Consider the following 10,695-nt stretch of genomic DNA (forward strand, 5'->3'; position numbering starts at 1 on the left):
ATTTAATTTCAAATGGCTCGCTGCGAGTATGATCAGGACAGCGCGACGGGGTACGTTTTCCAAAAGTGATATAGCTGCTTACAAACGCGCGTGGCGACAACCGAATGCACTTACTTCCATGATCAACTGGTACCGCGCTTTTGCCCAGTCGCCGCCTGCTACAATCAATGAAGCCATTGAAGTACCTGCATTGATTCTCTGGGGAACAAAGGATCTGTTTTTATCCAAAAAAATGGCTGAACAAAGTGTCGCCAGATGTACGCAGGGCCAATTAATACTTATTGAAAATGCTTCTCACTGGCTACACCACGAAGAGCCTGATCTTGTGAATGGATACATTTTTGCTTTTCTTAACAAATAACCTTTCACGATGTACGTTACCCTGCTGCCTGGTACAGGTACTCCCAGTTGAGGTAATGACAAAGACCAGCAAGCTCCGGAAAAAGGGTTTGCGCATTGAAACCGAGCATATCCAGGTGGTCCATCAGCTCACGTTTCAAAGTGGGTGCGATGGTAAATTCCGTTACGTTCACTTTTACATCCTCATCAAACTGCATCGGTACAAAACCGCATTTCTCCTCGGAATAAGGATGTACCGTAAACCAGCCCGATTGTGCAATGATACGTTCATTGTTGAGCGACGGCCGGAGCACTTTCAATTCCTGTATTTCAAAAGGTGAATCAAGCGGGGTACCTCCCGTGAGCTCGTCCTTGTCGATTACCTGATCGTTATATCCCCGGAAAAGGTATACAAACGAATGAGTTTCAGAATCGTCAATATCCCGGATAGCGAAATACAAAGCTACAAGCGGGTTGCTCGACCAGTCCAGCAGGCGGGTTTTGAGTCCGTAATGCTGCGCGAGGATGAGCAATTCCCATTCTTCCGCAACCGAATCGGGAAGCAGCAGCTTACCCCGGCGTTTGAGATCCAGCAGCATCCTCTTTTCAATTGATTTGATATCCTGACCGTGGTGATAGCGGGCAATGGAAGGAACCAGCGGCGCATTGATCCGCTGGCCCCTGAAAATGAAAAAGTCAAATTCGTCATTTTTCAACCCCACAATATCCCTGATAAACTGGTCAATGGATTTGATTTCGATAGACTGCATAGCTGTTTGTTACTTCTCGACAATGAATTTCCGCTCGCTGAGGGAATACCCCGCGCCACGGGCCAGTACATGCACGCCCAATCCTTCTACATACACCGGCTGCATTCTTTTGGCTTCCTTAAAGTTGGTATTTCTGATATGGTCCGCTTCCAAAATCAGCGCGACGCCCGAGCCGATCGTGCGCAGGTGGTTCCCTCCGGAAATTACAAGCCCGGTATCTTCACAGATTCCGATCGCCATAAAACCCGGGTTCAGGAGTAACGCTTCGGTGAGGCGCGAAAAGCGGCCGCGGCTCATGAAATGGGTATCAATAATGGTTTTGGGCAACAATGTAAATCCCCTGCTCACCTCCACGATCCCTTTCAGCAGCGACTCGGTACTGGAACCCTCGCGGATCGTCACCGCCGACATCGCCATGGCGCCCGCACTTGTCCCAGCCACCACGAAATCTTCATTGCGGTAACGGTCTTTAAGCAAATCCATGAACTTTGTATCGCAAATTCTATCAATCAGGCGCACCTGATCGCCGCCGGTGAAGAATACCCCGTCTACCTCTTCCAGAATGCTGAGTGTATTTTTACTATCCACATTCCGACCGTCGAGGTGAAGTACTTCCACATTTTTACAACCCAATGCGTCAAATGCTTTGAGGTACATATCGCGCATTTCTTCCGGCAGTTCTGATGCGGTAGTAATCACCGCCAGCCGCGACTCCGGGCCTTTCATTTCCATTAATACTTCCTGCAAAATGCCCTCGTGCTGGAATGTAACCTGGCGTGATCCGCCTCCATTGTTATCCTGCGGGCTACGGGCTTCTTTCCCGCCAATCGGTATCAGCTTTCCTTTTGGTAAATCCATCATATTTTAAAATGCTAATGCAGCGCCAGCTGGCCCTGGTAGTGGCCAGCCTGTTCGTCCAGTTCTTTAAAACCTTTTATGAGTGAAATGGCAACTTTGATTTTCTCGGTTGTCAGCACGATCAGCTGGCCGGGCCGCGAGTGCCTGATCGCGTAATTGATCGCCTGCAACTCGTCCTGGATCACCTTGATCTTGCAGAGCGGGTTGGCAGCGCGGATACCGAGCTTCACGAGCTCGATAATCTCCTGGTGTTTGCGCCCGCGCAGGTCTTCGTCCAGGCGGATAATTACTTCATCAAATATGCCGGCAACCACTTTGCCAAGCTCCCGGATATCCTCGTCCCTCCTGTCTCCTACTCCCGTGATGATCCCGAGCTTGCTGGTTGCCGGCAAATTCCCAAGGTAGTTTCCCAGCGCGTTCATGCCGTGCGGATTATGCGCATAATCGACCAAAAGATCGAAGTTGCGGAAATGAAAATGGTTCAGTCTCCCGGGAGTTGATTCATCGGAAACCTGAAAAGAATACAGCCCCTGCGCCAGGGTAAGCACGTCGACGCCCTGCGAGTAAGCCGCGAGTACCGCGCCAAGGATGTTTTCAATCATGAAATGACACTTGCCCCCGAAAGTCGCCGGGATCGCCTGTGCGTCGGCAATGCTCACCTTGATGCTTCCATTCACGAGCCGGATTTCACCATTTTCGTAAATGCAGGCCAGGCCACCTTCGCGGGTATGGGCAAGTACGCGTTCGTTGTCGGGGTTCATACTGAAAAGCCCAATCCGGCATTTGAGCCGCTCGCTGATCCCGTAACTTTCATCGTTATCTGCATTCAGGATTGCGAAACCATCCGGACGTACCGACTCGGCAACAGTTGCTTTCACGCGCACCATATCTTCCAGGGTATTAATCCCTTTCAACCCCAGGTGGTCGGCCGCCACATTGGTGATAATACCCACGTCGCATTGGTCAAATGCCAGTCCCGACCGCAGCAAACCGCCGCGTGCAGTTTCCAGTACCGCTACATCCACAGTTGGATCTTTCAGGATTGTCCGCGCACTTTCCGGGCCGGTACAGTCGCCTTCTTCGATCATATAATCATTGACATAAATCCCGTCGGTAGTCGTGAACCCCACCGTTGCGCCGGTTTGCTTCATCAAGTGCGCAGTAATGCGGGTGGTAGTTGTTTTTCCATTGGTACCGGTGATGGCGATAATGGGAATGCGGCCCGTCGCCCCATCTGGAAAAAGCATCCTGGCCACATCGTTCCCCACATGGCGCGGCTTGCCGGATGAGGGATACAGGTGCATCCTGAAACCCGGGCTCGCATTTACCTCAATCACCGAAGTACCCGAGGCTTGCAGCGGCTGGGTAATATCCTGCGCGATGATATCGATCCCGCAAATATCCAGGCCGATCAGCTGCGCAACACGCTCGGCCATCATCACGATTTCGGGATGGAGGCGGTCAGTAACGTCCTCGGAAGTGCCTCCCCTGCTCAGGTTGGCAGCATCGGAAACTGTTACGCTTACATCAGATGGAAGTACGGTATCAATGGAAAGTCCCTGTGATTCAAGGTGACCGAGCAGCATTTCATCCACCACAATGCGGGTGAGCTTGTTCTCGTGCCCGTCACCTCTTCGTGGGTCCAGGTTGGTTTGGTTGATCAATTCCCCGATCGTAGAGATACCGTCGCCGAAAACCATCGCCGGTGTACGTTTGGCCGCGGCGCTGAATTTGTTTCCGATTACCAAGAGCCGGTAGTCGCTGCCGACTACAAATTTTTCAACAATCACCTCGTCTGAAAAGCAGCAGGCCCAGTTGTATGCTTCAACAGCAGCGCGCATATCCTGCACATTGGTGGTCACGCCCTTTCCCTGATTGGAATCTAGCGGCTTGATCACGACAGAGAAGCCGATTTTTGCTACTGCTTCTTCCAATTCTCCCTCGGTAGTAATGGATACTCCGGCTGGAACAGGCACTCCTGCCCTGCCGAGTGTTTCCTTGGTTGCATTCTTGTCACCGGCCAGCGAGACTGCAATACTGCTGGTGTAGCTGGTGGTAGTTGCTTCAATGCGCCGCTGCTGACTTCCATAGCCCAGCTGCACGTAACCGTCCCTGTTCAGCCGGATATGCGGAATGTTCCGCTGCGTACAAGCGTCTACGATCGACTGGGTACTTGGACCGAGCCGCTCGGTTTGATACGTTTTTTTGAGCTGCTGCAATGCACCTGCCAGATCGAATGCGGTACCGGCAACCAGCGCGGCGGCCATTTGCACGGCGTATTCGGCGGCCAGCTTGCCAGCATTTTCTTCATAATATTCAAACACCACATTGTACACACCATATTCTCCGGTGCCCCGGGTGCGGCCGAAGCCGGTGTCCATGTCAGCGAGCGACTGCATTTCCAATGCGATATGCTCAATGACGTGGCCCATCCAGGTACCATCTTTGACGCGCTCGAAAAAACCGCCGGGGTGGCCTTCCGAACAATAGTGGCTTTGCAGGCTCGGCATTGCCTTTCTCAATCTTTCGTAAAAGCCTTCAATTTTATTGGTGGGCAGCTCTTCCAGCTCTTCAAGATCTAACCTCATCACAACCAACCTGGTCTTGCGTACCGACCACACATTCGGGCCGCGCATGCAGCGGATATCAATGATTTTCATACTTTTTCCGGATACTTTTTGCTTACTGTGGATGTATTTGACTGGCCTCTGAAAGCGCCAGATCGGCGGCGATACTAAATATTGTGCCAGGAGGCTTTGTACCTGCTTGCTTGCCGGAAATTTCTCCCACCTCTATTTATTTATCTTTTTCGTAGAATTTTTTGCGCATTTAGAAGTGAGATGTCGGGATTTGCCTTTTACTGGCAGAGTTTTTGTGCGGGGAGGCGGTTTTCAATTTTGAGACCTTACCCCAACCTACTTAGCATGTTTACGATTGCCATTCACGGCGGCGCTGGTTCGCTGACCCGGAAAACCACTACTCCCGAACAGGAGGTAGATTACCAAAAAGGCCTTGATAAAGCCTTGGAGGCAGGATATAATGTTTTAGTAAATGGCGGCAGTGCGCTGGATGCAGTGGCAACGGCCGTCAGGGAACTGGAAGATAATCCCCTCTTCAATGCAGGTAAAGGCTCGGTATTTACAGCCGAAGGCACCCACGAGGCCGACGCCGCTACGATGTGCGGAAGAACTCTGAAAGCCGGGGCGGTGGCAGGTATTTCCAATATAAAAAATCCGATCAGCCTGGCGCGGGCTGTGATGGATAAGTCGGAGAATGTGCTGCTTGCCGCGAAAGGTGCGATGGATTTTGGCCGCGTCCACGGGCTTGCATTTGAAGAAAATTCCTATTTCGATACTGAGCACCGGCGCAAACAGCTCGCCAAGGAACAGGAAAAAGAAGAGCGCAGCAATACCGGAAAAGGAACAGTGGGCGCAGTGGCGCTGGACGAGGCGGGGAATCTGGCGGTGGCTACTTCTACGGGCGGTATCAGCAATAAAAAGTTTGGGCGCGTGGGCGACACTCCTGTGATCGGGGGCGGCACTTATGCCAGTAATCAGTCGTGTGCAGTATCCTGCACAGGCGACGGGGAGTTTTTTATCCGGCTCGTGAGCGCCTATGATGTTGCCGCACAAATGGAATATAAAGGTGCAAGCCTGAAAGAAGCCTGCCGCAACCAGATCGCCAAACTCACCCGGCTGGGGGGCGAGGGCGGCCTGATTGCTGTGGATTCCCGTGGGAATGTGGAGCTGGCTTTCAATTGTGAAAGCATGCTCCGCGCCTGGAAAAATAGCCGCGGCGAAGGCAGTACCCGCATCTGGGCCGACCCGCAGGAATAATCCCGCTTACTACAAGTACAACTTACCATTTTAACCACAACAAAAAATGATGAAGCAAAATACATTGCTGCTCCTCCTGGTAATTGCTGCCGGGTGCGGCGGAAAAAACTCTGGCTCCCAGGTTACCTCTCCCGGAGATTCCATCAATGCAAAAGATCGCGTACTGAACACCGGCGCCGACCTATTGCAAGACAAAACCCCCCTCCGGCATTTCGATGCGTACCTGGACGGTTTTCATTTTTATAACGGGAATATCAATGCGCAAATGGAAGCGCACCACTATGTAAGTCAGCTCAACGATGACCTTTACCAGGCTATTATTTTCGACGGGAATGGAAAGGATGCCAAACTGATGGGTGTGGAGTACATTATTACAGCCAGTGCATTCAAAACGCTGAGTGAAGAAGAAAAAAAGCTTTGGCACAGTCACCATCACGAAGTAAAATCGGGCTCGCTCATTGCGCCGGGCATTCCGAAGATTGCCGAGCACGAGTTGATGGAAAAGCTCGTATCCACTTACGGGAAAACGATCCATACCTGGCACACCGACCAGCAAAGAGGCTTACCTGTAGGCTCGCCCATGATCATGATGGGATTTACCAAAGACGGGCAGCTTGACAAAAAACTGCTAAGCGATCGCGACAAGCGATTCAAAGTATCGACGGAAGAAGCCAAGAAGAACAGAGCCGATATCCCTATGCCTGAGCTGGTACCTGGTGCGAATGCCTGGGAAAAGGGAGAAATCCGGCAGTTCGTGATTACGAACAAGGCTGACTCAGCAGTTCACAAACATTAATTCTGAAAATGCCTGTGGTCTTTGTGCATTGGCACAGTTATTATTAATACAAGCCAGCCTGCATCTGCAACTGCATGAAGTACAGGCCGGATCAACAATTTTATTCATCAACCAAATTAAAGATTATGAAAAAGCTGACATTTAGCGTAGCCGCATTGCTCCTGTTAGCAGGAGGATCGTTATTCGCACAATCGACGACGGGACAAAGTACGCCCAGAACGGGCAGTACACAGGGAACAAGCACACAGAGCAATTCTCAGATGCAAAAAAGCGGAACTACCGGAACCCAGGGATCCGGCACAACACAGAATAACACAGGTACCACCACCCAGTCACAGGGCAGCAGCGCACAAGGCACATCGGCCTGGCCGCAAGCAACAGGTACTAACGGCGCAGAAACTACTGAGCCACAAAGCACAGGACAGGGAACCACAAGCTCACAAGGTACAGGTACAAGCGGCACAACCGGCAGCGGATCAACTGGTACCAGTGGCACGAGTGGCACAAGCGGTACTACCGGCGGCTCAAATACGAGCAGCCAGACTACCACAGGTACACCACCTACGCACATTCAGAGCAGCGGCTCGGGTGCTACATCTAACCCGCAGAATAGCGGAACTTCCGGCTCGACCAATTCGGGAACAACCGGATCAAGTTCAGGCACATCGAGTGTAGGCAGCGATAACACAACGTCGGGAACTTCCGGAACAACAAGCCAGTCTGACCAGGATGGCAAGAAAAAAAGGAAGAACAAAAGCAAAGGCGGTTCAGGCGCAGACAATAACTAGACTGAGTACCTTTCAATACAAAGCAAAGCCTCCGCAGAAATCTGCGGGGGCTTTGCTTTGTAACTTATTCCCAACAGTATTAGTCTTTTTTGGTCGACGGTCTTGGCTGGGTTTTCTGGTTATGCTTGATTTCTTCATTCCTGTAATTACCGGTAACTCCGGTATGGTCCTTTGTGTTTCTGCGGGCAGATCCGCTGCCTCTTTTTGTAGCGGTATCAGCTTCGGTCATGTTTTTCCTGCGTTTCTCACGCGCTTCTTTGGAGTTGAGCATTGACTTAGAATCTGCCTCTCCGTCTCTGTTCGATCCTACGTAGTTTGCATTCTCATTCGATTCTCCGCCAGGCCTTGTGCTGGAACCTACTTCATTCGCTTTCACACCTTGCTGCTCACTTGCATTCAGTTTTCTGTCGCCGCCGTCCTGATTGCCGCGTGTTGACTGAGAAGCAGATTGCCCACTCTGGGTTTGTTTAGGACTGGCAGATGTACTGTTCTTTGCAGCTCCATTCCCTGCTCCGCCGGAACCGGAAGTGCTTTGAGAATAGGATATGGTTGCGGTACACAGCAACACTGCTAATGTAATGTTCATTGACTTTTTCATGATACTTGTTTTTAGATTGATGAATAAATGCTTTTTCAGGAAAGCTGACCGCGTTTGCTGGCTACGACTGCGAGCGAAATGCCCAGCAGCGCTACACCAATAACTACCGCAGCAGCAATGGAAACTGTTTTCTTTTTGGGCAGGTACACAACTCCTTCCCGGTTTGCCACGGCGGGATCATTTACATACCGTCCCGACTTCGGTACAGCTGTCTCTTCAAAATGATAGGCCAGCTCGCGCAGTGCCTGCTGCATTTCAGCGCCTGACATGGGTTTTCCATGTCCGGATGCTACAATCTCCGGATTGAGTTCGGCCAGCAGGTTTACCGATTCTTTGGATTGTTCCCAATCATATGTAAAGTACTTGGGTGGGCCGGATAATACCTTTCGCTGCGTGGCAACACTAAGTGCCGATTCCTGCCGGGTTGTTACAAATGCGTCGCCAGACAAAAGCACCTTGTCTTTTTCCCTCCACAAACTAATATGTCCGGGTGCGTGGCCGGGCGTGTGGTAATATTTCCATTCAGGTAAAACGGGTACCGAACTGGTGACAGGCAGTGTTTGTAAAGCGTCGGAAACGTTGATCGGATCGTTGGGATACAGGTCGGCCATGTACGCCATTAATCCGCCTCCTACACTCGGGTCGGTTGGCGGGTAGGCAGATTTACCCGATAAATAAGGGACTTCCAAGAAATGCGCGACTACCGGCACATGCCAGTCTTCCAGCAATTTTTTGAGCGAACCCACGTGGTCAAAATGCCCGTGTGTCAATACAATCGCTTCCGGCGGCATATTCTCCCCGAAGATTTCCGCTGCTGCCTGCTTTATCTTAGGATATGCAGTTTTGAGGCCGGCATCTACAAGTACCCAGCTTTTATCGGGATTGGCGATGAAAAACACATTAACAAAAATGTCCCTCAGCCCCCACACTCCCTCCGCTACTTTGAAATGCGACGCATTCATTATTGTGGCTTTTTCCATTTTAGTTTTGTTGAAAGTTTCGAGTTCGTTCTAAAAATTGTGCCATTGAATGGTTTCCATTCCGGATTTTATATAGTTTTAGTCAAAGGGGACAACAGGCTTTTACAATGCAAATCATGCAGCTTTTATGAAACAGCATTTATACAAAACCACCATTGAATGGACTGGCAACACGGGAAATGGCACTACCGATTACCGGTCTTATGAGCGAAGTCACATCGTGAAAGTGAATGGAAAGGCGGACATCGCAACTTCCTCAGATCCTGCTTTCCGCGGAGATCCCGCCCGCCACAATCCGGAAGAGCTTTTTGTAGCATCCATTGCCTCCTGCCACATGCTCTGGTATCTGCACCTGTGCACGGAAGCGGGGGTCGTTGTAACGAGCTACACCGATCAGGCAGTGGGAACAATGGAAGAGACGGACAATGGAAGCGGTCGGTTTACAGAAGTGGTGCTCTATCCCGTGGTTCAGGTACTTGCAGCGCATATGCAGGAAAAAGCGGATGCATTGCACGACAAGGCGCATCAGTTTTGCTTTATCGCCAACTCCTGCAATTTCCCGATCCGGCACGAGCCGGTTTCTTACACTTCATCACATACCTGATTATCCCATCTTTTGTTGGAACGGCTTTTGTATACAGAGCGCACAGACTTTTAACCGCTTACTGTTATGAAAACCGAAACAGGCTCAGAGCCAAAGTTCAAAACAAAAACTTCCGTTAAGGCCGAACCGGCTCTTACCGAATTATTCCTGGACAGCCTTAGAGATATTTACTGGGCTGAAAATCACCTTGTTAAAGTACTTCCTAAAATGATCCAATCGGCCAGCTCGCCGAAGCTTTCGAGCACTATACAGGAGCATTTGGCCCAAACAGTGGAGCATGTAAGCCGACTGGAAGTGATTTTCGATCTTTTGGGTGAAAAAGCCATTGCCAAGAAGTGTGACGCGATGGAAGGACTTGCCAAAGAAGGCGAAGGAATTATTGAAAGTACCGACGAAGGCACCGCAACCCGCGATGTAGGTATTATCCTCGCTTCCCAGAAAGTAGAGCATTATGAAATCGCTACTTACGGCGGACTTACCCACCTTGCCAAAACACTCGGTCTGGACGATGTAGCCGAGATCCTTGCCACCACCCTGGCCGAGGAAAAGCAGGCAGATGAGCTGCTTACAGAAGTGGCAGAAAACGAAGTGAATTATAAGGCGGCCGAGGAAGCCTGAATCTAACCAGATAATTATTACTATGGCGACTAACCAGGATCAGGAAAAACCGGCACAGCCCGATAACGATAAAATTGAAAACCTTGCCCCGCATACCACGGAGGATGAGGGCACATTGCTTACAACCAACCACGGCGTCAGAATCAATGACGACCAGAACTCCCTGAAAGCCGGAGAACGCGGGGCTACTTTGCTGGAAGACTTCATTTTCCGCGAAAAAATGACCCATTTTGACCACGAACGCATTCCCGAGCGCATTGTGCACGCCAGAGGCTCTGCCGCGCACGGTGTGTTCAAGGTATACGAATCCATGTCGAATGTAACGCGGGCGCACTTCCTGAGCGACCCAAGTCTGGAAACACCTGTTTTCGTCAGGTTTTCGACTGTTGCAGGATCGCGTGGCTCGACAGACCTGGCGCGGGATGTGCGGGGATTTGCTGTTAAATTCTATACACAGGAAGGTAATTTCGACCTTGTCGGCAATAACATGCCGGTGTTTTTTATTCAG

General features: G+C 50.7%; 12 protein-coding genes. 7 read left to right on the top strand and 5 right to left on the bottom strand.

Annotation, left to right across the window (positions count from 1 at the left end):
* A partial coding sequence (locus ACTIE6_RS07725; RefSeq protein ID WP_439556086.1) for an alpha/beta fold hydrolase occupies positions 1 to 361 on the top strand: 361 nt, incomplete at its 5' end.
* A gap of 16 nt (positions 362 to 377) precedes the next feature.
* Here ACTIE6_RS07725 and ACTIE6_RS07730 read toward each other — a convergent pair.
* The 3 genes from ACTIE6_RS07730 to cphA are packed head-to-tail and all read right to left on the bottom strand — an operon-like array spanning position 378 to position 4,627.
* Positions 378 to 1,109, bottom strand: coding sequence for an FRG domain-containing protein (locus tag ACTIE6_RS07730; protein WP_439556087.1), 732 nt, complete (start codon positions 1,107 to 1,109; stop codon positions 378 to 380).
* Positions 1,110 to 1,118: 9 nt separating this feature from the next.
* Positions 1,119 to 1,970 (bottom strand): cyanophycinase, encoded by an 852-nt coding sequence (locus ACTIE6_RS07735; RefSeq protein WP_439556088.1) that lies wholly within the window; start codon positions 1,968 to 1,970, stop codon positions 1,119 to 1,121.
* An 11-nt stretch (positions 1,971 to 1,981) separates the two neighbouring features.
* Entirely contained in the window at positions 1,982 to 4,627 is a 2,646-nt protein-coding gene (gene cphA / locus ACTIE6_RS07740; RefSeq protein WP_439556089.1) for a cyanophycin synthetase, read from the bottom strand.
* Positions 4,628 to 4,891: 264 nt separating this feature from the next.
* Here cphA and ACTIE6_RS07745 point away from each other — a divergent pair, with 264 nt between their 5' ends.
* The 3 genes from ACTIE6_RS07745 (at position 4,892) to ACTIE6_RS07755 (ending at position 7,387) form a co-directional block, all read left to right on the top strand.
* Positions 4,892 to 5,803, top strand: a complete 912-nt coding sequence (locus tag ACTIE6_RS07745) for an isoaspartyl peptidase/L-asparaginase family protein (RefSeq protein ID WP_439556090.1) — start codon at positions 4,892 to 4,894, stop codon at positions 5,801 to 5,803.
* 46 nt (positions 5,804 to 5,849) lie between these two features.
* Entirely contained in the window at positions 5,850 to 6,599 is a 750-nt protein-coding gene (locus ACTIE6_RS07750; protein ID WP_439556091.1) for an OBAP family protein, read from the top strand.
* A gap of 125 nt (positions 6,600 to 6,724) precedes the next feature.
* Positions 6,725 to 7,387, top strand: a complete 663-nt coding sequence (locus tag ACTIE6_RS07755) for a hypothetical protein (protein WP_439556092.1) — start codon at positions 6,725 to 6,727, stop codon at positions 7,385 to 7,387.
* A 79-nt stretch (positions 7,388 to 7,466) separates the two neighbouring features.
* Here ACTIE6_RS07755 and ACTIE6_RS07760 read toward each other — a convergent pair whose 3' ends face one another.
* The gene (locus ACTIE6_RS07760; RefSeq protein ID WP_439556093.1) at positions 7,467 to 7,985 is read right to left on the bottom strand and encodes a hypothetical protein; all 519 of its coding nucleotides are present in this window, start codon (positions 7,983 to 7,985) and stop codon (positions 7,467 to 7,469) included.
* A 35-nt stretch (positions 7,986 to 8,020) separates the two neighbouring features.
* Positions 8,021 to 8,965 (bottom strand): MBL fold metallo-hydrolase, encoded by a 945-nt coding sequence (locus ACTIE6_RS07765; protein WP_439556094.1) that lies wholly within the window; start codon positions 8,963 to 8,965, stop codon positions 8,021 to 8,023.
* Between the two features lie 127 nt (positions 8,966 to 9,092).
* Here ACTIE6_RS07765 and ACTIE6_RS07770 point away from each other — a divergent pair, with 127 nt between their 5' ends.
* The 3 genes from ACTIE6_RS07770 to ACTIE6_RS07780 form a co-directional block, all read left to right on the top strand.
* Positions 9,093 to 9,569 (top strand): OsmC family protein, encoded by a 477-nt coding sequence (locus tag ACTIE6_RS07770; RefSeq protein WP_439556095.1) that lies wholly within the window; start codon positions 9,093 to 9,095, stop codon positions 9,567 to 9,569.
* A 66-nt stretch (positions 9,570 to 9,635) separates the two neighbouring features.
* Positions 9,636 to 10,187 carry a YciE/YciF ferroxidase family protein gene (locus ACTIE6_RS07775; RefSeq protein WP_439556096.1) on the top strand — a complete coding sequence of 184 codons (552 nt, stop codon included), beginning with the start codon at positions 9,636 to 9,638 and terminating at the stop codon, positions 10,185 to 10,187.
* A gap of 22 nt (positions 10,188 to 10,209) precedes the next feature.
* Positions 10,210 to 10,695: catalase (locus tag ACTIE6_RS07780; RefSeq protein ID WP_439556097.1), on the top strand; the 486-nt coding region annotated here is incomplete at its 3' end.

The organism is Dyadobacter sp. (assembly GCF_051859145.1).
Lineage (GTDB): Bacteria > Bacteroidota > Bacteroidia > Cytophagales > Spirosomataceae > Dyadobacter.